This window comes from Micromonospora echinofusca, assembly GCF_900091445.1.
GTDB classification, from domain to species: domain Bacteria; phylum Actinomycetota; class Actinomycetes; order Mycobacteriales; family Micromonosporaceae; genus Micromonospora; species Micromonospora echinofusca.
In genome coordinates this window covers 4,126,798-4,153,361 of record NZ_LT607733.1, presented here as the reverse complement: position 1 = coordinate 4,153,361, position 26,564 = coordinate 4,126,798, and the positions used below count along the sequence as shown (strand labels likewise).

Here is a 26,564-nt window from a genome sequence, read left to right as displayed (position 1 = left end):
CCGTCACCGCACCACCACGGTGACCGTGTGCGTCGTGCCGCCCTGCGGGATCAGCACGGCCACGGTGCCGGGGCGCACGAACCGGATGTCGACCACCCCGGCCTCGTAGCTGCGGGAGACCAGGTCCTCCCGGTCCACGCCCACCTCGCCCGGGCCGATGCCGATGAGCCGCAGCACCCCGCCGGTGGCGAAGCAGAGCGAGGTGAGCAGCGCCAGCTCGGTCTCGGCCAGCACCACGTCGTGGCGTACCGCCCCGAGGCAGGTGCCGGGCGGTCCGCTCGGCGACGCCGTCGCGCTCGGCGTACGCCCGGCGGCGGTCGTGGGGCGCGCGGCCGGCGGGGGCCGGCGGGCCGGGGGGACGACGGCCGACGTGCCGGGGGCGCCCGGTCGCGGCGGCGACGCCGACGACGCGGCGGCCGACGGCGGGCCGGGGGAGTGGGCGGCCGGCGCTGTCGGCGCGGCCGGCGCCTGCAAGGGCAGGGGCGAGACGGGCGCGTCCCCGCCGCCGCACCCCGCCACCGCTACGGCCACGACCAGGGCGACGACCGCGCCCCCGCCGCACCGCCGCGCCGTCACCGCCGCCCCCGCTCGGCGGCGGGCTCGCCGGAGAGCCGGTGACGCAGCTGCCGGCGGGCCTCGTGGATGCGTGACTTGACGGTGCCCTCGGGCACGCCGAGCAGGCCGGCGATCTCCCGGTAGCCCAGCCCGAGGACGTCGCGCAGGGCGACCGCCTCGGCCAGGTCGCCACGGAGCGCGTCGAGCGCGTCGAGCAGGTCCAGCCGGGTGCCGGCGACCACGCTCGTGCGACGCGGGTCCACCGGCTCCGGCAGCGGCACGCCGCCCGCCTCCACCAGCCAGCGCCGGCGCAGCACCCGGTACGTGGAGCGGGACCGGTTGGCCGCCAGCCGGTACAGCCAGGTGTGCAACGACGAGCGGCCCTCGAACCGGCCGATGCCCCGGGCCAGCGCGAGCAGCGTGTCCTGGCACGCCTCCTCGGCGTCCTCCCGGTGCGGCAGCAGGCGGGCGCAGAGGCGCAGCACCTCGGGGCGCACCGCGACCAGCAGGGCGTCCAGCGCGGCGGGGTCGCCGCGCGACGCCGAGGCGGCCAGCTCCTCGACACCGTCCGGGAGGGGCATCAGGTCGTCCAATGCTCGCCGGATACCGTCCGCCCAGGCTACGGCCGGCGCCGCCGCACCCGGCGTCACGAGTCCGGGAACCGACTGTCGGAGGCCGCCGGGCAGCCCGGTCGGCCGCCGGCGGCCCGCGCCCGGGGCGGCCGGAGAGACCCGCGCCACCCCGGCCGGGGCCGGTCCGCGCGGCGTCTGGAGCCGCGTTCGGCGGCGGCGATAGGGTAGGCCGTCCGAGCTCGACCAACCCATGATCCGACCCGGGGGGCGCCACGCATGGGCGATTCGTTCGCGCATCTGCACGTGCACACTGAGTACTCGATGCTCGACGGGGCGGCCCGGTTGAAGGACCTCTTCGCCGAGGTCAAGCGGCAGGGCATGCCGGCGGTGGCGATGACCGACCACGGCAACATGCACGGCGCGAACGACTTCTACAAGCAGGCGATGGCCGCCGGCGTCACCCCGATCCTCGGCATCGAGGCGTACGTGGCGCCCGAGTCGCGTTTCCACAAGCAGCGGGTGCGCTGGGGTCGCCCGGAGCAGAAGAGCGACGACGTCTCCGGCAGCGGCGGCTACACGCACATGACGATCTGGGCGAAGAACAAGACCGGGCTGCACAACCTCTTCAAGCTCACCAGCCGGTCGTACACCGAGGGGTTCTTCGTCAAGTGGCCGCGGATGGACGCGGAGCTGCTGGCCGACAACTCCGAGGGGTTGATGGCCACGACGGGCTGTCCCTCCGGAGAGGTGCAGACCCGGCTGCGCCTGGGCCAGTACGACGAGGCGCTCAAGGCCGCCGCGAGATACCAGGAGATCTTCGGCAAGGAGAACTACTTCCTGGAGGTCATGGACCACGGCATCAGCATCGAGCGCCGGGTCCGCCAGGAGCTGCACGACATCTCGCGCAAGCTGGACATCCCGCCGGTGGTGACCAACGACTCGCACTACACGCACGAGGCCCAGGCCGAGGCACACGACGTGCTGCTCTGCGTGCAGACGGCGGCGAACGTCGCCGACCCCAACCGGTTCCGGTTCGACGGCAGCGGCTACTACATCAAGTCCGCCGACGAGATGCGCGCCGTCGACAACTCCGACCTCTGGCTGGAGGGCTGCCGCAACACCCTGCTGGTGGCCGAGAAGGTCGACCCCGCCGGGATGTTCGAGTTCCACAACCTGATGCCCCGCTTCCCCGTTCCCGAGGGGGAGACCGAGGATTCCTGGTTCCGCAAGGAGACCTTCGCCGGGCTGAACCGGCGCTACCCCGGCGGCATCCCGGAGGAGCACGTCAGGCAGGCCGAGTACGAGCTGGGCGTCATCACCCAGATGGGCTTCCCGTCGTACTTCCTCGTGGTCGCCGACTTCATCCAGTGGGCCAAGAACCAGGGCATCGCGGTGGGCCCCGGCCGTGGCTCGGCCGCCGGCTCGCTCGTGGCGTACGCGCTGGGCATCACCGACCTCGACCCGATCCAGCACGGGCTGATCTTCGAGCGCTTCCTCAACCCCGAGCGCGTCTCGATGCCGGACGTCGACATCGACTTCGACGAGCGCCGCCGCGGCGAGGTCATCAAGTACGTCACCGACAAGTGGGGCGAGGACAAGGTCGCCCAGATCGCCACCTTCGGCACGATCAAGGCGAAGGCCGCGATCAAGGACTCGGCCCGGGTGCTCGGCTACCCGTACGCGGTCGGCGACCGGATCACCAAGGCGATGCCCCCGGCGGTGATGGGCAAGGACATCCCGCTGGAGGGGATCTTCGACCCCAAGCACCCCCGCTACGCCGAGGCCGGCGAGCTGCGGGGCATGTACGAGGCCGAGTCGGACGTCAAGAAGGTCATCGACACGGCCCGGGGCATCGAGGGGCTGATCCGGCAGACCGGCGTGCACGCCGCCGGCGTCATCATGTCCGCCGAGCCGATCGTCGACCACATCCCGCTGATGCGCCGGGACTCCGATGGGGTCATCATCACCCAGTTCGACTACCCGACGTGCGAGTCGCTCGGGCTGTTGAAGATGGACTTCCTCGGCCTGCGCAACCTGACGATCATCGACGACGCGGTGAAGAACATCCAGCTCAACCACGGCAAGGAGCTGGACCTGCTGGCCCTGCCGCTGGACGACAAGCCCGCGTACGAGCTGCTGGCCCGGGGCGACACCCTCGGCGTCTTCCAGCTCGACGGCGGGCCGATGCGCTCGCTGCTGCGGATGATGAAGCCCGACAACTTCGAGGACATCTCCGCCGTCCTCGCGCTCTACCGGCCCGGCCCGATGGGCGTCGACTCGCACACCAACTACGCGCTGCGCAAGAACGGCCTCCAGGAGATCACCCCGATCCACCCGGAGCTGGAGGAGCCGCTGCGGGAGATCCTCGCGCCCACCTACGGCCTGATCGTCTACCAGGAGCAGGTGCAGCGCGCCGCGCAGATCCTCGCCGGCTACACCCTCGGCCAGGCCGACCTGCTGCGCCGCGCGATGGGTAAGAAGAAGAAGGAGATCCTCGACAAGGAGTTCATCCCGTTCCGCGACGGCTGCCGCGAGCGGGGCTACTCCGACGAGGCGATCCAGAAGGTCTGGGACGTGCTGGTCCCGTTCGCCGGCTACGCCTTCAACAAGGCGCACTCGGCGGCGTACGGGCTCGTGTCGTACTGGACGGCGTACCTGAAGGCCCACTACCCGGCCGAGTACATGGCGGCGCTGCTCACCTCCGTCGGCGACGACAAGGACAAGATGGCGCTCTACCTGTCGGAGTGCCGGCGGATGCGCATCCAGGTGCTGCCCCCGGACGTGAACACCTCCGCCGGGCCGTTCACCCCGGTCGGCAAGGAGATCCGCTTCGGCCTCGGCGCGGTACGCAACGTCGGCGCCAACGTCGTCGCCGCGATCATGCGCTGCCGCGACGAGAAGGGCGAGTACGCCGACTTCTACGACTTCCTGTCGAAGGTCGACGCGGTGGTCTGCAACAAGAAGACCATCGAATCGCTGATCAAGGCCGGGGCGTTCGACTCGCTCAAGCACTCCCGCAAGGCGCTGCTCACGGTGCACGCGGAGGCGATCGACGCGTACGCCGACGTCAAGCGCAAGGAGGCCGTCGGCCAGTACGACCTCTTCGGCGCCGGCTTCGGCGACGCGGAGACCAACAGCACCACGGTGATGCCCGTGATCGGCGACGGGGAGTGGGACAAGCGCGACAAGCTCGCCTTCGAGCGCGAGATGCTCGGCCTCTACGTCTCCGACCATCCGCTGTTCGGCCTGGAGCACGTCCTCGGCGCGGCGGCGGACTGCACCATCGCCGCCCTGTCGGAGGAGGGCACCGTCCCGGACGGGGCCGTGGTCACCCTCGCCGGCATCCTCTCCGGAGTGCAGCGGCGGGTCACCAAGCAGGGCCGGGCCTGGGCCTCGGCCACCCTGGAGGACCTCGCCGGCGGCGTGGAGGCCCTCTTCTTCCCCAACACCTACGAGGTGATCGGGCAGTACATCGCCGAGGACGCCATCGTGGTGGTCAAGGGGCGGGTCGACCGGCGCGACGACACGCCCCGGATCATGGCGATGGACATGTCCATGCCGGACGTCAGCAGCACCCCGGGGAGCAAGCCGATCACCCTGACCATCCCGGTGCACCGGTGCACCCCGCCGCTGGTGGAACGGCTCAAGGAGACCCTGGTGCTGCACCCGGGCGACACCGAGGTGCACGTCAAGCTGCTCAACGGCGGGCGGACCACCACTCTGCGGCTGGGGCCGTTCCGGGTGGCGGCCACCACCGCGCTGATGGGCGACCTGAAGAGCGTCCTCGGCCCCGCCAACGTCAGCTGACGCCGGCGGGCCCGAGGACGCGGACGGGTCGGGCGCGCACCTGCGCCCGCCCCTGCCGTCCTTGGGCCTGCTCGGGGTGGGCGATCTCGAAGGTGTCCTGGAGCGGCTGCACGGGCGGGAGGCGGGAAGGCAGCACCCGGAGCCGCGAGCGCCGGATTGGCCGTCCCGGTCCGCGGCGCGGGTGGCTAGCGTCGACGGCGTGGAGATCGCACAGGCGCAGAAGTTGTGGCAGCCGCAGCCGGGTTGGCTGAACACCGCCAGCTACGGGCTCCCGCCCGAACCGGCGTGGGACGCAGTGCAGGAGGCGATGGTCGACTGGCGGGCCGGGCGTACGTCGTGGGAGGGCTGGGGCCGGGCCACCGAGCGGTCGCGAACCGCCTTCGCCGGGCTGGTCGGGGTGCCGGCCGCCGACGTCACGGTCGGCAGCACGGTCTCGCAGTTGCTGGCCCCGGTCGCCGCCGCCCTGCCCGCCGGCGCGACCGTCGTGGTGCCGGAGGTCGAGTTCACCTCCAACCTCTTCCCGTGGCTGGTGCAGGCAGAGCGGGGCGTGCGGGTGCGTACCGTGCCGCTGGCCGGGCTCGTCGACGCGATCGACGCCGACACGGACCTGGTCGCGTTCAGTCTGGTGCAGTCGGCCGACGGCGCGGTCGCCGCGTACGCCGAGATCGTCGCGGCGGCCCGGGCGCACGGCGCCCTCGTCGCGGTCGACGCCACCCAGGCGTGCGGCTGGCTGCCGTTCGACGCGGGCCTGGCCGACGTGGTCGCGGTCGGGGCCTACAAGTGGCTGATGTCCCCGCGCGGCTCCGCGTTCGCCTACCTGGCGCCCGCGCTGCGGGAGCGGCTGCGCCCCGACGCCGCCGGCTGGTACGCGGGGGAGGACCCGCACGCCTCCTACTACGGCCCGCCGCTGCGCCTGGCCGCCGACGCCCGCCGGTTCGACATCTCGCCGGCCTGGTTCAGCTGGGTCGGCACGGCGCCCGCCCTGGAGTTGGTCGCCGAGATCGGCGTGCCGGCCGTGCACGCGCACGACGTGGCGCTGGCCAACCGGTTCCTCGCCGGGCTGGGCCGGCCGCCGGGGGAGAGCGCCATCGTCGCGGTCGAGGTGCCCGACGCGGCGCAGCGGCTGGAGCGGGCGGGCGTGCGGGCGGCCGTGCGCGCCGGCCGGGTGCGGGCGTCCTTCCACGTCTACTCCACCGAGGACGACGTCGACCTCGCCCTGGACGCGCTCACCGGCTGAACCGGGGCTCCTCCGGGGCGGGTCGACGCCGGCCGGTGGTCACTTGGCGCCGGTGACGATCCCCGGGTTGATGCAGAGGCCGGGGTTGCTGCCGTTGCGCTCGGCGATCTCCAGGCACCGCGACACCTTGTCGACCTTCGCGTTCGTCTCGGTGATCTGCTTCTGGATGGCGGCGTTCTTGCGGTCCTGCTCCAGGTTGCGGGTCTGGGCGAGCTTGTCCTGGAACGCCTTGATGTTGCCCTCGGTCTTGTCGTCGTGGTTGACCCGGGTGATCGTGACCGACAGGATGTCGACGTCGCTGGAGAGCCGCGTCTCCGCGCTGGACTTGATGCTCTCGGCGAAGGGCTTCAGGTCCACGTTCAGGTTGCCGGTGTTCGCGTCGATCTTCTCCAGCGGGTTGTACGTCGCGAAGGCGTCGTTGACGGCGCTGTCGAGCTGCACGCCCACCCGCTGGCCCCGGAAGCTGTCGAAGTCGCCCTTGTAGTCCATGAACTGCTTCGGCGCGTTCTCCGGCTTGACCTGCCACTCCACGAGCACCTCGACGCAGGCGTCGGCGAGCGTGCCGGTGCGGACCCGGACGCAGTCCTCGCCGCCGATGTGGTCGTACTTCTGCCGGCCCGCGTCCCACTCGCCGACCTTGTGCCAGGGGGCGACCCACTTCAGGCCCGAGCCGGTGACCTTGCCCGTCGGCTTGTTGAAGCTGGTGACGATGCCGACCGAGCGGATCGGCACGGAGTGGGCGCTGGAGCCGACGATGAACACGACCGCGCCGACGAGGCAGCCGAGTGCCGCCAGGGTGGCGGTGCGCTTGGTGGGCCTGCTCGGGGCGGCGAGGGCGAGCAGGCCGGAGATCGCCAGACCGACGGTGAAGATGATCGCAACAGTGAAGCCGAAGGGCATTCGCTCGGCACCTTTCGCGGGAGGGGGCCCATCACCCTAGGGGCACCGGTCAAGGTGAAGCGCAGCTGGGATGCGGCGTGGAGGTTCCGCACGGCCCGACGCACCGGAATGTGGCTGCCATCGACATAGTTCGACATCCCGGCGCCGCCGTAGGTTTCCAGCACGCGACGGCCATGTGACCGCGGTCACCGTTCCGGTCGTCGCCGGACCTACGAAGGAGTAGGCGATGGCCGGGCGAGCGCTCCTGTCGGCCCGCGGGCTGACCCGTGACTTCCGGGGCTTCCGGGCGGTGGACGGGGTCGACCTCGACATCGCGGCGGAGAGCGTCCACGCGCTCGTCGGCCCGAACGGCGCCGGGAAGACCACCCTCTTCAATCTGCTCACCGGCTTCCTGCGGCCCAGCGGCGGACGGATCGAGCTGGACGGCCGCGACATCACCGGGCTGCCCCCGGAGCGGGTCGCCCGGCTGGGCGTGGCCCGGTCGTTCCAGATCACCAGCCTCTTCCCGCAGCTCTGCGCCCGGGAGCACGTCGAGCTGGCGTTGCAGAGCCGCAGCGGGCTGGGCTGGCGGTTCTGGCGCTCGGCGAAGCTCATGCGCCGCTACACGGACCGGGCCGGCGAGCTGCTCGACATGGTCGGCCTGGCCGAGCTGTCCGAGGCCCCCGCCGAGGCGTTGGCGTACGGGCGCAAGCGGGCGCTGGAGCTGGCCATCGCCCTCGCCCTGGACCCGAAGGTGCTGCTGCTCGACGAGCCGACCGCCGGGATGGGCCTGGAGGACGTCGACCGCACCGTCGAGCTGGTCGCGCGGGTGCGGCGGGGCCGGACGGTGGTGCTGGTCGAGCACAACATGAGCGTCGTCGGGCGGCTCGCCGACACCGTCACCGTCCTACAGGCCGGCAAGGTCCTCGTCGAGGGCCCGTACGAGCAGGTGCGCGCCGACGAGCGCGTCATCACCGCCTACCTGGGAGCCGCCGATGCTGCGCATTGAGAACCTGTCCGCCTGGTACGGCGAGGCGCAGGTGCTGCGGGAGGTCAGCCTCGACGTCGCCGCAGGCGAGGTGGTCACCCTCGTCGGGCGCAACGGCGCCGGCAAGTCCACCCTGCTGCGTTGCGTGATGGGCCTGCACGCCGGCCAGCGCGGCACGGTGGAGCTGGACGGGCGCGACGTCGGGAGGCTGCCCGCGTACCGGCGGGCGCGGCTGGGGCTCGGCTGGGTCCCCGACGACCGGGGCAGCTACGCCACGCTGAGCGTGACGGAGAACCTCACCCTGCCGCCGAGGGTCGGCCCCGACCCGTGGTCGCTGGAGCGCGTGTACGAGGCGTTCCCCGCCCTGCACCAGCGGCGCGACTCGGCGGCCACCATGCTCTCCGGCGGCGAGCAGCAGATGCTCGCGCTGGCCCGGGTCCTGCGGATGGGCGCCCGGCTGCTGCTCTGCGACGAACCGACCGAAGGGCTCTCCCCGCTGCTCGTGCGGCAGGTCGGTGACCTGCTGCGCGAGGCCAAGCGGCACGGGGTGACCGTGCTGCTGGTCGAGCAGAACCTGCACTTCGCGACCGGCGTCGCCGACCGGCACTACCTGCTGGCCGAGGGACGCGTCGTGGAGGCGATGGACAACTCCGAGGTGCGCTCCCGGGAGCGGGAGCTGCTGTCGTACCTCGGCATCTGAATTCCGATTCGACGACCCGCGCGGCGCGCGGGGTGGAGGGATGGGCATGCGTAGGACGGTGGGTGTGGCCGCCGCTTCGGCGGCGGTGGTGCTGGTCGCGGGCTGCGGCGGCGGTGGTCCCCGGTCGGGCGGCGACCAGAAGCTGACCGGCGGCAGGATCGTGCTGGGCGTGCTCAACGACCAGTCCGGCGCGTACTCCGAGCTGTCCGGCAAGAACTCGGTCAAGGCCGTGCAGATGGCCATCGCCGACTTCAAGGCCAGGCACGGCGACAAGGCGGTGACCGGCGACATCACCGTGGAGACCGCCGACCACCAGAACAAGCCCGACATCGCCAACAGCAAGGCCCAGGAGATGTACGACCGCCAGGGCGTCGACCTGATCCTCGACGTGCCCACCTCGTCGGCGGCGCTGCGGGTGGCCGACGTGGCGAAGGAGAAGAAGAAGCTCTACTTCAACATCGGCGCCGCGACCACCGACCTGACCGGCAAGAGCTGCAACAGGTACACGTTCCACTACGCGTACGACACCTACATGCTGGCCAACGGAACGGGCAAGGTCACCACCGAGCAGGTCGGCAGGAACTGGTACATCCTCTACCCGAACTACGCCTTCGGCCAGGACATGGAGAAGAGCTTCTCCACCGCCATCACCGCCGCCGGCGGGCAGGTCGTCGGCAAGGACGGGGCGCCGTTCCCGAACACCAGCGGCGACTTCTCCACCTTCCTGCTCAAGGCGCCGACGCTCAATCCGAAGCCGCAGGTGCTCGGCACCATGCAGGCGGGCGCCGAGCTGGTCAACGTGGTCAAGCAGTACAACGAGTTCAAGCTGCGGGACAAGGGCGTCGGGCTGGCCGTCGGCCTGATGTTCATCACCGACATCCACTCGCTCACCCCGGCCGCGCTCGCCGGTACCACCTACACCGACGCCTGGTACTGGAACTTCGACGCGAAGAACCGCGAGTTCGCCGACCGGTTCCAGTCCGAGACCGGTACCCGGCCGTCCTTCGCGCACGCGGCCAACTACTCCGCCGCGACGCAGTACCTGGAGGCCGCGCAGACCGCCGGCACCGACGACGCCGACGCGATCGTCAAGGAGCTGGAGGGCAAGGAGGTCGACGACGTCTTCCTGCGCAACGGCAAGTTCCGCGCCGAGGACCACCGGGTCGTCCACGACGCCTACCTCGCCCAGGTGAAGCCGCAGTCCGAGGTGAGTGAGCCGTGGGACTACGTCAAGGTCCTCAAGACCATCCCCGCCGCCGAGGCGTTCCGCGCCCCGTCGGCGGACTGCAAGATGTGACCAGGGCATGACCGGCTTCCTGCAGAACACGTTCAACGGGCTGGTGAGCGGGGCGTTCTACGCCCTGCTCGCCCTCGGGCTCGCCGTCATCTTCGGCATGCTGAGAGTCGTCAACTTCGCCCACGGGGCGTTCTACATGCTGGGTGCCTTCGGCGCGTACGTGCTGCTCACCGAGGCGGGCGTGCCGTTCTGGGCGGCGTTGGTGATCATGCCGGTGGGGCTGGCCCTGGTCGGCATGGCCCTGGAGCGGGCCCTCATCCACCGGCTCACCCGGCTCGACCCGCTCTACAACTTCCTGCTCACCTTCGGCCTGACGCTCATCCTCCAGGACCTGGTTAAGCTCCGCTACGGTGTGCAGTCCAGCCCGTACGAGACCCCGTCCGCGCTCGCCGGGTCGGTCGACTTCGGGCTCTTCGACTTCCCCACCTACCGGGTCTTCATCCTCGGCTTCGCGGTCGCCGTCTGCGTCGGCGTCTGGTGGGTGCTCACCCGCACCCGGATCGGCATGGTGGTCCGGGCGTCGACCGAGCGGCCCGAACTGACCCGGGCCTTCGGCATCGACGTCGGGCGCTGGGTCACCCCGGTCTTCGGCTTCGGCATCGGCCTCGCCGGTCTCGCCGGGGTGCTGGCCGCGCCGATGCGGGCCGTGAACCCGCTGATGGGCGCCGACCTGATCATCGTGGTCTTCGCGGTGGTGGTGATCGGCGGGCTGGGCTCGATCTTCGGGTCCGTCGCCGCCGGCTTCGGCATCGGCCTCGTACAGGCGTGGGGCGAGGCGTACCTGTCCGACGTCCCGATCGTGTCGCAGACGATCGTCTTCATCGTGATGGCCGTCGTGCTGCTCTGGCGCCCGGCCGGGCTGTTCGGCCGTGAGGAGGCACCGGCATGACGAGCACCGTCGACACCGCGACCGACGCCGGCCGACCGGCGCCGAGGTCCGGGCTGGTCGCCGTGACCCGGGCCCCCGCCTGGCTCCGGTACGCGCTGCTCGCCGTCGGGCTGCTGGTGGCGTTCTGGCTGCCCAACGGGCTCTACCCGGCGGTGGCGGTGGACATCCTCTGCTGGGCGCTGTTCGCCGTCGCCGTGGACCTGCTGCTCGGCTTCACCGGGCTGATGTCCTTCGGGCACGCGGCGTTCTGGGGCGCCTCCGCGTACGTCACCGGGCTGACGGCCATCCACCTCGGCCTGCCGTTCCCGGCGGCCGTGCTGGCCGGGGCGCTCGCCGCCGCCCTGCTCGCGGTGCCGATCGGCTACCTGGCGGTGAAGCGGACGGGCATCTACTTCGCCATGGTCACCCTGGCGTTCGCGCAGCTGGTCTACTACGTGGCCAACGAGTGGCGCTCCGTCACCCGCGGCGAGAACGGCCTCCAGGGCGTGCCGCGCGAGCTGTTCGGGCTGGACCTGACCGACGACTACTACTTCTACTACGCGATCCTGCCGATCGTGCTGCTCGGACTGGCCGCCGCCTGGCGGATCGTGCACTCGCCGTTCGGCCGGGTGCTGGTCGGCATCCGCGACAACCCGGCCCGCGCCCGCGCGCTCGGCTACCCGGTGCACCGCTACAAGCTGACCGCGTTCGTGCTGTCGGGCTTCATCGCCGGGCTCGGCGGCGGGCTGTTCGCCGTCGGCCACCGCTTCGTCTCCCTCGACGTGCTGCACTGGACCACCTCGGGCAAGGCGGTCATCGTGGTGGTGCTCGGTGGCATCGGCACCCTCTGGGGCGGGGTGCTCGGCGCGGGCATCCTGGTCCGCCTGGAGGACTGGCTGTCGTTCTCCGGGTTCGAGGCGATCGGCCTGGTCACCGGCGGCATCTTCGTCCTCGTCGTACTCGTGTTCCGGCGCGGCATCTGGGGCAGCGCCGCGGCCCTCGCGACGCGCTGGTCGGCGTCCCGCCGCCGTTAGTCGCACCCGGGCGCATCCATTCGCGACCCTCCCGACGAACCCCCTGGTAGTGAAGGTCTACCCGGGGGTACGTCTGGTGCTGACAGATCCCATGCCGGTCGAAGCCGTCGAGACCGCGCGCAAGCATCTCTCCCTGGCCGCCGAGGACCTCGACGCCAACCGGATCGCCGCGCTCGTCGTCGAGGCGGCCGACGAGTGGGGCGCGGCGGCGCTGTGGGAGCAGGTCTGCGTGCCGATGCTGGCCGCGTTGCCCGGGCACACCGCCATCGAGGTCGCCGTCGAGCACGCCCTTGCCGAGGGCGTGCGCGTCGGCCTGGACGTGTTCCGGCGCGTACCGGGCCGCCCCCTGCCCACCGGCGGCGTGCTGCTGGCCGGAGCCGAGCAGGAGACGCACTGCCTCGGCCTGCACGCCCTCGCCGCCGCGCTGCGCGAGCGCACGCGGGGCAGCCTGCTGCTCGGACCGGCCCTGCCGTGGACGGCGCTCGCCAGCGCCGCCCGCCGCGTCCGGCCGCGCATCGTCGTGCTCTGGGCGCAGACGCCGGTCACCGGGCGCGCGTACCGCCTGGTGCGCTTCGCCCGCGACTTCCCGGCGATCCAGGTGTACGGCGCCGGCCCGGGCTGGATCGAGCCGCTCGGCGACCCGGCGACCCGACTGTCGGCGCTGCCCGCCGCCGTCGCCGCCTGCTCCGCGCCGCTTCTGCCCTGACCGCTGCGCGCCGTCGCTGCCCCGGTCCTATTCCACGGGTACGGCCGGACGGCCGCTGAACAGGCGGCGGAGTCGATCGGCAGCCTGGACTCCGGAGATCGGGGGATGGATGTGCCGCTGGCCGGCACCCCGGGTTCGGGTGCCGGCCAGCGATCCCCCTTGTGGTGGAAAGTCTGTGTGCGTGTGTGTCAGCTGTTCCAGTGCTCGGCGACCAGGTCGGCGGCCTGCTGCTCCCACTGGGCGTAGTGGTCCGGGTACGCCGACACCTGCACCGTCTGCGCGGCCTTCGTCAGGGGCATGTCCTGCCACCCGTCGACCTGCTTCAGACCCTTCAGGAACGCCGTCGTCGAGTACTCCGGGTCGGTGATCTGCTCCACCGTGCCCCAACCACTGGACGGACGCTGCTGGAACAGGCCCTGCGAATCATGGTCGTTGCGGTCACCCAGGTGACCCAGGTTCTCCAACTTCGACTCCTGCAACGCCGTCGCGATCGACACCACCGCGGCCCGCTCGTCCATGCCGGCCTTCTTCGTCGCCGCGATGATCGCCTTCACGTTGCCGACCTGCTCATCGGACAGGTCGATACGCGACTGGGCGCCCTGCAAACCATGCGGCACCAGCTTGCCCATGTCGGGCTTGTCGGCCTGCACCGCGGCGACGGCGACAGCCGTCGTGTCCACGCTCGGGGCGCTGGTGTGGGCGGTGTCGGTCATCGGACCGGCGGCCACACCACCGGCGAACGCGAGACCGGCGATACCGAGAACGCTGTTACGAATGATCGTGTTCATCGCAGATGCTCCATTCGGGGGTCGGCACCCACAATGCCGAGGGGGATCGGCTTCACGCGGGTGCAAGCACCGTCCGGCGCCCAAGGAACTCAGGGGATCTCCAGTCGAACCGGGGGAGATTTCTCCGGCGTCGTACCGGAGGAAAGGTCTCCCGCGTCGCGCTGGAGGAAAGATCAGATCGGCCGTGTCGGCCGGATGTCCGACCTGTGCGGGTCGGAAGGACCCGGACTGTTTCGCGGGGGCGGGGGTTGCCCTCACGTCGGCCGGACCATGTGTAACGACCACCGGCCCGCCAACATTCCGGGACCCCGGTCCCGCCACCCCGTCGGGGCGGTCCCGCCATCCCGGCGGGGCGGCATCGCCTTGGCGCTTGCCCGTCGGGGCCGGCTCGCCACCCCGTCGGGGCGGGCGGTGCCCCCGACCACACCCCCAAACCGGACACCGCCCACGATCCGAAACCTGCCGCCGCAGACCCGACCAAGCCATCCGGACACCCGCCACGACACCGGACACCCCACGCAGTCGGATGCGGCGACGCCTCGGCAGCAGATCTTGGTAGATACCGGCCCCTGGAGGGGCACGTTCTTACCAAGATCTCCCCGACCCCGACCCCGACCCCGACCCCGGCCCCGACCCCGACCCGGACCCGGCGCAGCGGTCCGACGCCACACTCGCCGACACGGGCGTAGGCGCACCTCTCGACGCGCGCCCGCGCAACCCAGCCGAGCGGCGTAGCGCAACCGTGAAGAGGACAGGGGTGACCGCGGTCACATAAGATACGAACCGGTTCCGTATCGATAATCGCCCGCCTACGCTCACACCCGGATTACGAGTCTGGCCCGTATCGAAACGGGGCCGGGGGGAGAACGCTGATGCCGCCGCACGAGCACACGGGACACCCGAGGAGGTGGGCGATCCTCGGGGTGCTGGTGATCAGCCTGCTCGTGGTCGTCCTGGACAACACGATCCTCAACGTCGCGCTGCGTACGCTCGCCGACCCGGTGCACGGCCTCGGCGCGAGCCAGGGCGAGTTGGAGTGGTCGATCAACTCCTACACGCTGGTCTTCGCCGGCCTGCTGTTCACCTTCGGCGTCCTCGGCGACCGCGCCGGGCGCAAGCGCTTCCTGCTGATCGGCCTGGTGCTCTTCGGGCTGGCGTCGGTGCTGTCGGCGTACGCGCAGAGCCCCGCGCAACTGATCGCGGCCCGCGCGCTGATGGGTGTCGGCGGTGCGGCCATCATGCCGGTCACGCTCTCGATCATCTCCAACGTGTTCGACCCCCGCGAGCGGGGCCGGGCGATCGGCGTCTGGGCCGGCGCGGTCGGCCTGGCCGTGGCCATCGGCCCGATCCTCGGCGGCGCCCTGCTGGAGCACTACTGGTGGGGCTCGGTGTTCCTGATCAACGCGCCGGTGGTGGTGCTCGGCGTGGTGCTGGTGGCGCTGCTCGTGCCGGAGTCGCGGGACCCGGATCCGGGCCGCGTCGACGTCGTCGGCGTACTGCTGTCGGTGGTCGGGCTCGTGGCGTTGACGTACGGCATCATCGACGGCGGCGAGCACGGCTTCGGCCGCCCGGTGGTCTGGGCCGCGATCGTCGGCGGGCTGGCGGTGCTGGCCTGGTTCGTGGCGTACGAGCGGCGCAGCGACCACCCGTCGTTGGACGTACGGCTGTTCCGGGTGCCCCGCTTCGCCGCTCCGGTGGCCATCGTCGGGCTGATCTTCTTCGCCGCGACGGGCGTCATGTTCTTCAGCTCGTTCTACCTGCAACTGGTGCGCGGGTTCAGCCCTCTGGAGACCGGCCTGCTCTACCTGCCCTTCGCCGCGGCCCAGCTCATCTTCGCCCCGAGCAGCGCGGCGATGGTCCGCCGCTACGGCGGCCGGGCGGTCGCGACGGTGGGGCTGGCGCTGACCGTGACCGCGCTCGGCGTGTTCGCCTTCGTCGACGCGACCACTCCGATCTGGGTGGTGCTGGTCGTCTTCTTCCTCCAGGGCACCGGGATGGCCAACATCATGCCCCCGGCCACGGAATCGATCATGTCCGCGCTGCCCCGGGAGAAGGCCGGCGTCGGTTCGGCGGTCAGCAACACGATCCGGCAGGTGGCCGGCGCGCTCGGCGTGGCGGTGCTCGGGTCGGTGCTCTCCGCGGTCTACCGGGCCGACGTCGACTCCGCCCTGCGGGACCTGCCCGCCGGTGCGGGCGAGGCGGCCGGCGAGTCCATCTCCGGCGCGTACGCCGCCGCGGGTCAGCTCGGGCCGGCGGGCCCGCAGCTGATCGCGGTCGCCGACGACGCCTTCCTGGCCGCGATGCACTGGGCGGCGGGCCTCGCCGCCGCGACCGCCGCCCTCGGCATCGTGGTGGTGCTGCGCTGGATGCCCGGCCGTCCCGCCGCGCGACCGGGGGAGCCGGCGCCGGTGGGGGAGGCCGAGTTGGCCGGCACCGCCTAGCCTCGCCACAATGTCCGACATGACTTCCCCCGCCGACGCTCCCCGGCCCCCCGGGCGGCCGAGGAGCGTCCGCGCGGACGAGGCGATCGTCGAGGCCACCCTCGACCTGCTCGCCGACGGCAGCACGATCGAGGCGATCTCGATCGAGGCGATCGCCGCCCGCGCCGGGGTCGGCAAGGCCACCATCTACCGCCGCTGGCCCGGCAAGGAAGCGCTGCTGCGCGACGCCCTGCGGAGGCTCAAGGGCACCCCGCCGGAGCCTGCCGGCCACTCGGTGCGCGACGACCTGATCCTGCTGGTCGGGGCGGTCGGGCACCACATCGACCCACGGGCGGCGCGGATCATGCCCTGCCTGGTGCCGGAGGTCAACCGCAGCCCCGAGCAGTACCAGCTCTACCAGAACATCATCGAGCCCCGGCGCGAGATGATGCGCGAGGTGCTGCGGCGCGGCGTGCGCCGCGGCGAGCTGCGCGCCGATCTCGACGTCGAGGTGGTCATGGCGATGCTGACCGGCCCGATGCTGGTGCAGCGCGTCATGCGGTGGCACCCCGACCTCGACGAGCCGACCCTGCCGCAGCGCATCGTCGACGGCGTACTGGACGGCATCCGCGCCCACTGACGGGCCGCCGCGCGGCGCGGCGGCCCGGCGGTCGCCCGGGGACACGGCCCGGCCGGCGGCCAGGTGCCGTCGGCGGGTGTTCAGGCGGCGGGCGTACGCAGGCGGTGCAGGCGCAGGGCCAGCTGCACCTCCAGCGCCCGCTCCGGCTTCTGCCAGTCCGCGCCGAGCAGCTGCCCGACCCGCTCCAGCCGCTGGGTGACGGTGTTGACGTGCACGTGCAGCAGCTCGGCGGCGCGCGCCAGGCTGCCGCCCACCCCGAAGTACGCCTCCAGCGTCTTCACCAACGCGGTGCCCCGCCGGGCGTCGTAGTCGACGACCGGCCCGACGGTGGCGGTCAGGAACCGGTTCACGTCCTTGTCGCCCCCGTCACCGACCGCGCCCAGCAGCAGCCCGACGAAGCCCAGCTCGGCCGTGCTCGCCCCCTGCCCCGAGCGGCCCAGCGCACCGAGGGCGGTCAGGCACCGCTCCGCCTCGGCGAACGTCGCGGCCAGCGACGCCGGACCCGTCGACGGGCCGCTCGCCCCGGCGGTCACCGGCCGCCCGGTCACCCGCGACAGGTCCCGGGCCACCGCCCGCGCGCTGCCGCCCGCGTCCCGCCCGGGCAGCATCAGCACCACCCGCCCGTCGCGGGCCGCCGCCAGCCCGCCGCGCGTCGAGGCGTACGTGGTGGCCCAGGAGAGCACCCGCTGCCGGGCCGAGCCGGTCGCGGCGATCGCGTCGTCGCCGACCGCCACCAGCACGTGCGGGGCGTCCAGGTCCACCCCGAGGCGGCGGGCCCGGCTGCGCAGCGCGTCCGTGTCCCGCAGCGGCCGGGCGATCAGGTCGTCGAGCAGCTCGCCCCGGACCCGCCCCTCCGCCTCGGCGACGGTACGCCGGAACAGCAGCAGCAGCGCCGTCACCAGCGACGCCCGCTCCAGGATCCGCTGGTCGGCGTCGACCAGCTCGTCGTCGGGGCGCAGCACCAGCGCGCCCAGGTTCTCCGCACCGGCCACCACGGCCGCGTACCAGAGCCGGCCCCGGCGCACGCTGCGGCCCTCCGTACGCGACGCGGCCACCGCCTCCACCATGTCCGCCCGGTCCGGCTCCTCGATCTCGCCGACCCGGGCCAGCAGCCGGCCCTCCGCGTCGAGCGCCAGCAGCGCCCCGCCGAGCACGTCGGTGACCGCTGAGGCGACGTCCTCCACGCCGCCGCCGCGCAGCACCAGCGCGGTCATCCGGTCGTGCGCCGCCGCGGCCCGCTCCACCGAGCTGCTGTGCGCGCGGATCGTGGTGTTCGCCGCCGACAGCTCCTCCAGCGCCGCCCGCGTCTCCGCGAGCAGCCGCGCGGTGTCGATCGCCACCGCCGCGTGCGCGGCGAGGGACACCAGCAGCGCCACCTCCTCCCGGACGAACGGCCGGGCGGAGCGGTTGGCCGCGTAGAGCACCCCGATCGAGGTCGAGCCGAGCCGCAGCGGCACCCCGAGGATGGCCACCAGGCCCTCCTCGCCCACCCCGGCGTCGATCTCGCCGGTGTGGTGGAAGCGGTCGTCCTCCGGGTAGTTCGCGGTGACGTACGGGGCGCCGGACTGGGCCACCAGGCCGCCGAGGCCGGCGCCCATCGGCAGCCGCAGCTGCTGGAAGCGGGCGGAGACCGAGCCGTCGGTGACCCGCATGTAGGTGTCGCCGCGTTCGTCGTCGTCGAGGGTCATGTAGGCCACGTCCGCGCCGAGCAGGTTGCGCGCCCGGTGCACGATCGCGCGCAGCACGTCGTCCAGGTCGCGCAGCCCGGCCAGGTCGCTGACCGTGTCGTACAGCCCGGAGAGCTCGACCTCCCGGCGGCGGCGACGCTCCAGCAGCGCGCGGACCCGCAGCGCCACCGTCTTGGCCTGCTCCAGCTCGGCGAGCCGCTCCGGCGGCACGCCGGCGGCGCGCGCGGCGATGAGCGGCCCCTCGAACTCCACCGCGGCGGCCTCGCGGGCGAGCAGCTCCAGGAATTCCACCGGTGACGACATGACCGACATTGTGCGGCTTGCCACTAGTTGGCCGTCCAGCCCCCGTCGAGCGCGATGGACGCGCCCGTGATGAACGCCGCCGGCGGGGAGCAGAGGTACGCCACCAGCTCGGACACCTCCTCCGGCTCGATCAGCCGCTTGATCGCCGCCCGCGCCAGCATGATCTTCTCGACCACCTCGGCCTCGGGGATGCCGTGGCTGGCGGCCTGGTCGGCGATCTGGCTCTCCACCAGCGCCGTGCGCACGTACGCCGGATTGACGCAGTTGGCGGTGACACCGTGCGGGGCGCCCTCCAGCGCGACCACCTTCGACAGCCCTTCCAGCGCGTGCTTGGCGGAGACGTACGCCGACTTGTACGGCGAGGCGCGCAGCCCGTGCACAGAGGAGATGTTCACGATCCGGCCCCAGCCCTGGGCGTACATGTGCGGCAGGGCCCGGCGGATGATCAGGAACGGCGCCTCCACCATCACCCGGTGCAGGTGGGCGAAGCGCTCCGCCGGGAACTCCTGCACCGGCGCCACGTGTTGCAGGCCCGCGTTGTTCACCACGATGTCCACGTCGGCGTCGAGCCGGTCCACCGCGTCCGGGTCGGCCAGGTCCACGCCCTCGGCCCGCCCGCCGGCCTCCGCCGCCACCGCCTTGGCCGCCTCGATGTTGCGGTCCACCACCAGGACGTCGGCGCCGGCGGCGGCCAGCCGCAGGGCGCACGCCCGGCCGATGCCGCTGCCGCCCCCGGTCACCAGGGCGGTACGACCAGCGAGGTCGACGTGTACGACGTGGGGGACCGCCACGGGTTCTGCCGTCATGGCGCATGAAGTTACGAGCTGTGTATGCGGGCGCACATGGGCCGACGACACATACTCGGCGGCCGGAGTGTGTGGCTGCCGCGCTCCCCGGGCGGCGTGTCGGCACGCCCGGCGTGTCCCCGGCGGCGGGGTGTCGCCCGGCTCGGTAGGGTGTCGAACACACGTACTGCTGACGGCTGGGGGAGGAGGCGGCGTGCGGGTGCTGGGCGTCGACCCGGGGCTGACCCGGTGCGGGGTCGGCGTGGTCGAGGGAGTGCCGGGGCGGCCCTGCACGCTGGTCGCCTACTACGTCGTCTACACCGACCCGGCCGACGAGCTGCCGCTGCGCCTGCTGCACCTGGACCGCTCGCTCACCGACCTGGTCGCCGAGCACCGGCCCGACAGCGTCGCGGTGGAGCGGGTCTTCAGCCAGCACAACGTCCGTACGGTGATGGGCACCGCCCAGGCCAGCGGGATCGCCGTGCTCGCCGGCGCCCGCGCCGGGCTGCCCGTGCAGACCTACACGCCCAGCGAGGTGAAGGCGGCCGTGACCGGTTCCGGTCAGGCCGACAAGGCGCAGATGACCGCCATGGTGACCCGGCTGCTGCGGCTGGCCGAGCCGCCGAAGCCGGCCGACGCCGCCGACGCCCTCGCCCTGGCCATCTGTCACGTGTGGCGCGGCGGGACGCGCTCCAAGCTGGCCGCCGCGGCCGACCGGGTACGACGAGGAGGAGCCAGATGATCGCCAGCGTGCGCGGGGTGGTGACCGCGACCGGTCCGGACCACGCCGTGGTGGAGGTCGGCGGGGTGGGCCTGGCGGTGCAGTGCGCCCCCGGCACCCTCGCCGACCTGCGGATCGGCCAGCCCGCCCGGCTGGCCACCAGCCTGGTCGTGCGGGAGGACTCGCTGACCCTCTACGGCTTCGCCGACGACGACGCCAAGCAGCTGTTCGAGCTGCTCCAGACCGCCAGCGGCGTCGGCCCCCGGCTGGCCCAGGCGGTGCTCGCCGTGCACACCCCGGACGCGGTGCGCAAGGCGATCGCCAACGCCGACACCGCCGCGCTGACCCGGGTGCCCGGCATCGGCAAGAAGGGCGCGGAGCGCCTGGTGCTGGAGCTGCGTGACCGTGTCGGCCCGGTGCCGGTCGGCGCCGACGGCGCGGCCGGGGTCACCGGTGGGGCCTGGCCCGAGCAGGTCCGGCAGGCGCTGGTCGGGCTCGGCTGGACGGCCGGGCAGGCCGACCAGGCGGTGGCCGCGGTGGCGGAGACCGTCGACGGTGACGTCCCGCCGGTGCCGGTCCTGCTCAAGCAGGCCATCCGGCTGCTGGGTCGCACCCGGTGACGGGCCCCGACGGCGGGCTGGTCTCCGCCTACGTGCACGACGCCGACCTGGACGCGGAGGCCACCGTACGGCCGAAGCGGCTGGAGGAGTTCATCGCCCAGCACCGCGTGCGCGACCAGCTCGACCTGCTGCTCCAGGGCGCGATGCGGCGCGGCTCCCCGCCCGACCACATCCTCCTGTCGGGGCCGCCCGGCTTGGGTAAGCCGGTGTCCGTCGACGCCCTGGTGCTGCTGGAGGATGGCTCTCGACGCCGCCTGGGCGACATCGTCGTCGGTGACCGGGTCATCACCCGCACCGGCGAGGGGGCGACGGTGACCGCCGTCCACGAGCAGGGCGAGTTGGACTCGGTCCGGATCCGGACGACCAGCGGCCGGGAGGTCGTCGCCGCTCCGGACCACCCCTTCTGGACCACCGAAGGGTGGACGAAGGCCGGGGACCTCACCGGGAACGACTTCCTCGCCAACGTGCTCCGTCCCGACCTGGTCGCCGACGGTACCGAGGACACCAGCGAGCACAAGCTCGCGGGCTACCTCGTCGGGGACGGCTGCACGACCAACCAGGTCACCTTCACCGGCGGCGACGAGGACGTCCTCGCCGACTTCCGCTCGACCTGTGATCGGTTGGGCCTGGTCCACCACACCAGGCCCAACAGCGCCCGGAGCTCGCTCGTCCGCGTCTCGGGCCTGCGGCCCTGGTTGGCCGAGCACGGTCTGCTGGACAAGAACGCCTGGCAGAAGCGCGTGCCCGAGTTCGTCTACCGCGGTGACACGTGGCAGGTGGCGGCGTTTCTCGGTGCCTACTTCGCCTGCGACGGAACGGTCAGCCGACGCGGCCGCGACCGCTACGACCTGGTCGTCGAATATTACAGCGTCTCGCGGGACCTGCTCGCGGATGTCCAGCACCTCCTGCTGCGCATCGGCGTCCAGTCACGTCTGAAACTCAAGCGGGGCCGCTACCAGGGCAGACCGCACGAGTCGTGGCGGCTGAGCATCACGAGCCAGGACGACGTCGCCAGGTTCGTGCAGCGCGTCACGGTGATCGGCGAGCGAGGCCTGAGGCTTGCGGAGTGGGCCCCTCGACGCGATCGCTTCGAGGAGCGGCTCGCCGCCGATCGCGTCGCTTCCGTAGAGCCCGCGGGCCTGCACGAATGCCGATGCCTCACGGTCGACGGCGACCACACCTTCACCGTGAACGACCTCGTCGTCCACAACACGACCCTGGCCAACATCGTCGCCGCCGAGCTGGGCTCGGGCATCCGGGTGACCAGCGGCCCGGCGATCGAGCGCTCGGGCGACCTGGCGGCGATCCTGACCAGTCTCGCGGAGGGCGACGTCCTCTTCATCGACGAGATCCACCGCATCGCCAAGCCGGCCGAGGAACTGCTCTACAGCGCGATGGAGGACTTCCGGGTCGACGTGATCGTCGGCAAGGGTCCGGGCGCGACGGCGATCCCGCTGGACGTCGAGCCGTTCACGCTGGTCGGCGCGACCACCCGCTCCGGCCTGCTCACCGGCCCGATGCGCGACCGGTTCGGCTTCGTCGCGCACCTCGACTTCTATTCGCCGGCCGACCTGGAGGTGCTGCTGCGCCGCTCGGCCCGGATCCTCGGCGTGCCGATCACCGACGACGGCGCCGCCGAGGTGGCCGGCCGCTCCCGGGGCACGCCCCGCATCGCCAACCGGCTGCTGCGGCGGGTCCGCGACTTCGCCGAGGTCCGGGCCGACGGCGTGGTCACCCTGGAGACCGCCCGGGCCGCCCTCACGGTGTACGACGTCGACGCGCTGGGGCTGGACCGGCTGGACCGGGCGGTGCTGACCGCGCTGGTCGACTCGTTCCGGGGCGGGCCGGTCGGCCTGTCCACCCTGGCGGTGGCGGTGGGCGAGCAGCCCGACACGGTGGAGGAGGTCTGCGAGCCGTTCCTGGTCCGGGCCGGCCTGCTGGCCCGTACGCCCCGGGGCCGGGTCGCCACCGAGGCCGCCTGGCGGCACCTGGGCCGTACGCCCCCGAATGGTACATTCGGCACGGATGCCCCTCCCGTGCCCGATCTGTTCTCGGTGGACGCCGATCAGCCGTGATGTGAACGTGATCTGTGCCGCATTCGGCGTTCCCAGGTGCAGGGATTAGACTCGCGCCGGTCTGTACAGGACGTGAGAATCCGCCTCCGCTCCGGCGCGCCCGCGCCGGGACGGCGGCCAATGGGAAGGTCTTTCACCGTGCTTTACGCAGCAGAGGGCGGCGGGGGTGCCGGCAGCCTGACGCCGATCCTCATGATCGCTCTGCTCTTCGGCGTCATGTACTTCATGATGATCCGCCCCCAGCAGAAGCGCCGCCGTGAGGCGGAGTCCATGCAGTCCGCCCTCGCCCCCGGCGACGAGGTGGTCACGATCGGTGGGCTCTACGGCACGGTCACCGGCGTGGACGACGACACCGTCCTGCTCGAGGTCGCGCCCGGTGTGCAGACCCGCTACGCCCGTCCGGCCATCGCCCGGGTGGTCAGCCAGGCGGAGCGCCCGGCTGACGAGCCGGTCACCGAGGACGCGGACGTCGTCAAGGAGTGACGGTCGCTCCCGCCCGCACGGGGTGGTGGTCGCCGCACTCCGGTGACGACTTCCCCCGACGGGGCAGCGGAGGCGACGAGAAAACTGGATAGTGGGCCCGACGCCGGAAGCCGGCTCGTCCCGTTCCGCCCGGCGCCCCCGCGCCGAGCCCCGGAGCCGGATGCCGGCCTCCGACGCCGGCCCGTCGGACCCGCCGGCCGGACCGGCCGACACCCGCCGCACCAGCGGCGCGACCGTACAGGGAGACAGGACAGCCGTGGCACCACCTCAGGGACAGATGCGCCCCGGACGGCAACTGGCCGTGCTCGGGCTCATCTTCGTCGTCCTCTATCTTTTGGTGTTCTTCGCGGGCGGCGCCAGCGGCGGCTTGAAGGACCGGCTCGAGCCCAAGCTCGGCCTGGACCTCGTCGGCGGCACCCGGCTGACGCTGGAGGCGACCAACAGCGTCGACGGCCGGCCCCCCACGGCGGAGAACCTCGAAGAGGCCCGCCAGATCATCGAGAGCCGCGTCAACGCCTTCGGCGTCGCCGAGGCCGAGGTGGTCACCGAGGGCAACCGCAACATCGTGATCTCCCTGCCCGGTGAGAACCGCGACTTGACCGAGGTGGGCAGCGCCGCCGAGCTGCGCTTCCGCAAGGTCCTCAAGGCCGCCGACGGCAGCGGCGCGGCCACCGCCCCGCCGCCCGCCGCCACCCCGGCCCCCTCCGGCAGCGCGACCCCGGCCCCGTCGGGCAGCGCGAAGCCCTCCGGCAGCGCCGCCCCGTCGGGCAGCGCCGCGCCGAAGGCGACCGCGTCGCCGAGCGGCGGCCAGGGCGGCATGGCCCCGGCCCCGAGCGCCAGCGCGTCGGCCGCGCCGAGCGCCACCCCGTCGGCCGCCACCCCGACGCCGAGCGCCAGCGCCGAGCCGGTGCCGCAGAGCGTCGAGGAGCAGCGCAAGGCCGTCGAGCAGAAGGTCGGCGCCGCCGCCTGGGCCGCCGCGAGCGGTCTCCAGGCCCCGGCCGACCTGTCCGCCGACCCGTCGCTGGCGGAGAAGCTCAAGCCGTTCGCGGGCCTCGACGCGCGTGAGGTCGCGGTGCTGCCGGCGGCGATGCAGTTCAACGTGCCGCAGATCGGCTGCGCCCAGCTCGACAAGCGCCCGCCGGCCTCCATCTCCGCCCCCGACCAGCAGGTGGTGGCCTGCGAGGACGGCGCCGCGAAGTACCTGCTCGACCAGGCGAAGGTGCTCGGCACCGACGTCGAGGACGCCAGCGCGGTGCTGGACCAGACCAGCCAGTGGGTCGTCAGCCTCGACTTCTCCGGTCCCGGCCAGGACAAGTGGACCAACCTGACCCGCGAGGCGTTCAACAACACGGGCCAGGCCTGCGACGCCACCGCCCTCGGCCAGGACGGCAAGTGCCGCGTCGCCGTCGTGCTCGACAACGAGATCGTCTCCTCGCCCGAGATCCAGGGCGTGCTGACGGGCAACTCGCAGATCACCGGCAACTTCACCCAGAAGGACGCCAGCGCCCTGGCCGGCCAGCTGCGCTACGGCGCGCTGCCGGTGACCTTCGAGCCGCAGGAGCAGCAGAACGTCACCGCCACCCTGGGCGCCAGCCACCTGCGGGCCGGCCTGCTCGCGGCGGGCATCGGCATGGCGCTGGTCATCATCTACTCGTTCTTCTACTACCGCCTGCTCGGCTCGGTCATCTTCCTGAGCCTGATCCTCTCGGCGCTGCTGGTCTTCGGCGCGCTGGTGGTGCTCGGCCGGCAGATCGGCTTCACCCTCACCCTCGCCGGCATCGCCGGCATGATCGTCTCGCTAGGTGTGGCGGCGGACTCGTTCGTCATCTACTTCGAGCGGCTCAAGGACGAGATCCGGGAGGGCCGCAGCCCGCGCAGCGCGGTGCCGCGCGCCTGGATCCGGGCCCGCCGCACGATCATCTCGGCCAACGCGATCACGCTGATGTCGGCGGTGGTGCTCTACGTGGTCTCGGTCGGCGCGGTGAAGGGCTTCGCCTTCGCCCTCGGCCTGGCCACGGTGCTGGACCTGGTCGTGGTCTTCCTCTTCCGGCACCCGATCATGACGATGTTCGCCCGCACCTCCGCGTTCCTGTCCCCACGGGTCAGCGGCCTCGGTCGGGCGCTCCCGCCGCGGACGGCCGAGCCGGCCAAGCCGCGCAACCAGCGTGTGAAGGAGGCCTGAGATGGCAAAGAATGGTCTCGCGAGCCGCCTCTACCGCGGCGAGGCCGGCCTCGACATCATCGGCCGGCGCAAGGTCTGGTTCGGCGCGGCGCTCGCCCTGGTCCTGCTGGCGCTACTCAGCTTCGGGCTGCGCGGTTTCAGCCTCGGCATCGAGTTCGCCGGCGGCAACTCGTTCCAGATCCCGGCCAGCGTTGGCACGCTGGAGCAGACCGAGGTGAAGGTCCAGGAGGCCCTGGCCGCGGCCGGCGACGACGCCAAGGTCGTCACCACGCAGAAGGTCGGCGGCACCGGCGGCGAGTTCTACGAGGTGCGGACCACCCAGCTCGACACCGAGCAGGCCAACGCCGTCAAGACCGAGATCGCCGACGAGTTCGGCATCGACGCCACCACCATCAGCGGCAACCAGGTCAGCGAGGCGTGGGGCAGCCAGGTCACCTCCCGGGCGCTGCTCGGTCTGGTCATCTTCATCGCGGTGGTGATGATCTATCTGATCCTGCGCTTCGAGTGGCGGATGGCGGTCGCCGCCGTCACCTCGCTGATCATGAACCTGATCCTCACCGCCGGCATCTACTCGCTGGTCGGCTTCGAGGTCACCCCGTCGACGGTCATCGGCTTCCTCACGATCCTGGGCTTCGCGCTCTACGACGTGGTGGTGGTCTTCGACAAGGTGCAGGAGAACACGCGCGGCATCACCGCCAACAACAACCAGACGTACGGCGAGGCGGCCAACCTGGCCATCAACCAGAGCCTCATGCGGTCGCTGAACACCTCGGTGGTCGCGCTGCTGCCGGTGGGCGGTCTGCTCTTCATCGGTGCCGGCCTGCTCGGCGCGGGCACCCTGAAGGACCTCGGCCTGGTGCTCTTCGTCGGTATGGCGGTGGCGTTCCTGACCTCGATCCTGCTGGCCACGCCGCTGCTGGTGCTGCTCAAGAACTACGAGCCGCGCATCCAGGCGCACAACAAGCGGGTGCTGGCCCGCCGGGGCGCCGTCGCCCGTGGCGAGGTCACCCCGAAGGGTGCCGCTCCCCGTACCGACGATTCCGACGACGAGTCGGTCGACCCGGAGTCGGCCGCGCTGGCCGGCGCCGCGCCGCGAGTGGGCGCCCGACCCGCCGGGAAGCGCCCGACCGGCGCCCGGGGCGGCCGGCCGGCCGGCGGCGGTGGCAACCGCCCTGGTGGCGGCAAGCGGCGCTGAGCCGGGCCGGGCAGACCCGGT

General features: G+C 72.4%; 22 protein-coding genes and 1 pseudogene. 17 read left to right on the top strand and 6 right to left on the bottom strand.

The window, feature by feature from the left end; translation table 11 throughout:
• Positions 1 to 3 precede the first annotated feature (3 nt).
• Entirely contained in the window at positions 4 to 576 is a 573-nt protein-coding gene (locus GA0070610_RS17490) for a hypothetical protein (protein WP_231925656.1), read from the bottom strand.
• Positions 573 to 1,136: an RNA polymerase sigma factor gene (locus GA0070610_RS17485; RefSeq protein WP_089003569.1), complete on the bottom strand. Its 564-nt coding sequence runs from the start codon at positions 1,134 to 1,136 to the stop codon at positions 573 to 575. Before GA0070610_RS17485 ends, GA0070610_RS17490 begins: the two co-directional genes overlap by 4 nt.
• A gap of 267 nt (positions 1,137 to 1,403) precedes the next feature.
• On the opposite strand from GA0070610_RS17485, the gene dnaE reads away from it, so the two are divergent.
• On the top strand, positions 1,404 to 4,934 hold the full coding sequence (gene dnaE, locus GA0070610_RS17480) for a DNA polymerase III subunit alpha (RefSeq protein WP_089001031.1): 3,531 nt from the start codon (positions 1,404 to 1,406) through the stop codon (positions 4,932 to 4,934).
• 199 nt (positions 4,935 to 5,133) lie between these two features.
• Entirely contained in the window at positions 5,134 to 6,171 is a 1,038-nt protein-coding gene (locus GA0070610_RS17475) for an aminotransferase class V-fold PLP-dependent enzyme (RefSeq protein ID WP_089001030.1), read from the top strand.
• 39 nt (positions 6,172 to 6,210) lie between these two features.
• On the opposite strand, the gene GA0070610_RS17470 is transcribed toward GA0070610_RS17475, so the two are convergent.
• Entirely contained in the window at positions 6,211 to 7,071 is an 861-nt protein-coding gene (locus tag GA0070610_RS17470) for an SPFH domain-containing protein (protein ID WP_089001029.1), read from the bottom strand.
• 226 nt (positions 7,072 to 7,297) lie between these two features.
• Between GA0070610_RS17470 and GA0070610_RS17465 the strand changes: the two genes are divergently transcribed.
• The 6 genes from GA0070610_RS17465 (at position 7,298) to GA0070610_RS17440 (ending at position 12,643) form a co-directional block, all read left to right on the top strand.
• Entirely contained in the window at positions 7,298 to 8,059 is a 762-nt protein-coding gene (locus GA0070610_RS17465; protein ID WP_089001028.1) for an ABC transporter ATP-binding protein, read from the top strand.
• Entirely contained in the window at positions 8,046 to 8,738 is a 693-nt protein-coding gene (locus GA0070610_RS17460; RefSeq protein ID WP_089001027.1) for an ABC transporter ATP-binding protein, read from the top strand. The genes GA0070610_RS17465 and GA0070610_RS17460 overlap by 14 nt, the downstream gene beginning before the upstream one ends.
• 40 nt (positions 8,739 to 8,778) lie before the next feature.
• Positions 8,779 to 10,035: an ABC transporter substrate-binding protein gene (locus GA0070610_RS17455; RefSeq protein WP_089001026.1), complete on the top strand. Its 1,257-nt coding sequence runs from the start codon at positions 8,779 to 8,781 to the stop codon at positions 10,033 to 10,035.
• 7 nt (positions 10,036 to 10,042) lie between these two features.
• Positions 10,043 to 10,924, top strand: a complete 882-nt coding sequence (locus tag GA0070610_RS17450; RefSeq protein ID WP_089001025.1) for a branched-chain amino acid ABC transporter permease — start codon at positions 10,043 to 10,045, stop codon at positions 10,922 to 10,924.
• A complete protein-coding gene (locus tag GA0070610_RS17445) occupies positions 10,921 to 11,937 on the top strand; it encodes a branched-chain amino acid ABC transporter permease (RefSeq protein WP_089001024.1) in 1,017 nt (338 codons plus the stop codon). The genes GA0070610_RS17450 and GA0070610_RS17445 overlap by 4 nt, the downstream gene beginning before the upstream one ends.
• A gap of 76 nt (positions 11,938 to 12,013) precedes the next feature.
• Complete coding sequence (locus GA0070610_RS17440) at positions 12,014 to 12,643, top strand: transcriptional regulator (protein ID WP_231925651.1); 630 nt, start codon at positions 12,014 to 12,016, stop codon at positions 12,641 to 12,643.
• Between the two features lie 188 nt (positions 12,644 to 12,831).
• Here GA0070610_RS17440 and GA0070610_RS17435 read toward each other — a convergent pair whose 3' ends face one another.
• The gene (locus tag GA0070610_RS17435) at positions 12,832 to 13,431 is read right to left on the bottom strand and encodes a hypothetical protein (RefSeq protein WP_089001023.1); all 600 of its coding nucleotides are present in this window, start codon (positions 13,429 to 13,431) and stop codon (positions 12,832 to 12,834) included.
• Positions 13,432 to 14,303: 872 nt separating this feature from the next.
• Between GA0070610_RS17435 and GA0070610_RS17430 the strand changes: the two genes are divergently transcribed.
• On the top strand, positions 14,304 to 15,872 hold the full coding sequence (locus GA0070610_RS17430) for an MFS transporter (protein WP_089001022.1): 1,569 nt from the start codon (positions 14,304 to 14,306) through the stop codon (positions 15,870 to 15,872).
• A gap of 10 nt (positions 15,873 to 15,882) precedes the next feature.
• On the top strand, positions 15,883 to 16,491 hold the full coding sequence (locus tag GA0070610_RS17425) for a TetR/AcrR family transcriptional regulator (protein ID WP_089001021.1): 609 nt from the start codon (positions 15,883 to 15,885) through the stop codon (positions 16,489 to 16,491).
• A gap of 80 nt (positions 16,492 to 16,571) precedes the next feature.
• On the opposite strand, the gene GA0070610_RS17420 is transcribed toward GA0070610_RS17425, so the two are convergent.
• Both GA0070610_RS17420 and GA0070610_RS17415 read right to left on the bottom strand, forming a co-directional pair.
• The gene (locus GA0070610_RS17420) at positions 16,572 to 18,491 is read right to left on the bottom strand and encodes a helix-turn-helix domain-containing protein (protein ID WP_089001020.1); all 1,920 of its coding nucleotides are present in this window, start codon (positions 18,489 to 18,491) and stop codon (positions 16,572 to 16,574) included.
• Positions 18,492 to 18,505: 14 nt separating this feature from the next.
• On the bottom strand, positions 18,506 to 19,288 hold the full coding sequence (locus tag GA0070610_RS17415; protein ID WP_089001019.1) for a 3-hydroxybutyrate dehydrogenase: 783 nt from the start codon (positions 19,286 to 19,288) through the stop codon (positions 18,506 to 18,508).
• A gap of 193 nt (positions 19,289 to 19,481) precedes the next feature.
• On the opposite strand from GA0070610_RS17415, the gene ruvC reads away from it, so the two are divergent.
• The 7 genes and pseudogenes from ruvC to secF all read left to right on the top strand — a co-directional run bounded on the left by ruvC (position 19,482) and on the right by secF (position 26,543).
• Positions 19,482 to 20,009, top strand: coding sequence for a crossover junction endodeoxyribonuclease RuvC (gene ruvC / locus GA0070610_RS17410; RefSeq protein ID WP_089001018.1), 528 nt, complete (start codon positions 19,482 to 19,484; stop codon positions 20,007 to 20,009).
• Positions 20,006 to 20,608, top strand: coding sequence for a Holliday junction branch migration protein RuvA (gene ruvA, locus GA0070610_RS17405; RefSeq protein ID WP_089001017.1), 603 nt, complete (start codon positions 20,006 to 20,008; stop codon positions 20,606 to 20,608). Before ruvC ends, ruvA begins: the two co-directional genes overlap by 4 nt.
• A pseudogene (locus GA0070610_RS30570) lies at positions 20,605 to 20,811 on the top strand (Holliday junction branch migration DNA helicase RuvB); the annotation flags it as partial. The gene ruvA and the pseudogene GA0070610_RS30570, both read left to right, overlap by 4 nt.
• Before the next feature lie 3 nt (positions 20,812 to 20,814).
• A complete protein-coding gene (ruvB, locus tag GA0070610_RS31980; RefSeq protein WP_392567330.1) occupies positions 20,815 to 22,683 on the top strand; it encodes a Holliday junction branch migration DNA helicase RuvB in 1,869 nt (622 codons plus the stop codon).
• A 138-nt stretch (positions 22,684 to 22,821) separates the two neighbouring features.
• Positions 22,822 to 23,166 carry a preprotein translocase subunit YajC gene (gene yajC, locus GA0070610_RS17395; protein WP_172896543.1) on the top strand — a complete coding sequence of 115 codons (345 nt, stop codon included), beginning with the start codon at positions 22,822 to 22,824 and terminating at the stop codon, positions 23,164 to 23,166.
• A 256-nt stretch (positions 23,167 to 23,422) separates the two neighbouring features.
• Positions 23,423 to 25,348: a protein translocase subunit SecD gene (secD, locus tag GA0070610_RS17390; protein WP_172896542.1), complete on the top strand. Its 1,926-nt coding sequence runs from the start codon at positions 23,423 to 23,425 to the stop codon at positions 25,346 to 25,348.
• Between the two features lies 1 nt (position 25,349).
• Complete coding sequence (gene secF / locus GA0070610_RS17385) at positions 25,350 to 26,543, top strand: protein translocase subunit SecF (protein ID WP_089001013.1); 1,194 nt, start codon at positions 25,350 to 25,352, stop codon at positions 26,541 to 26,543.
• Positions 26,544 to 26,564: the final 21 nt, after the last annotated feature.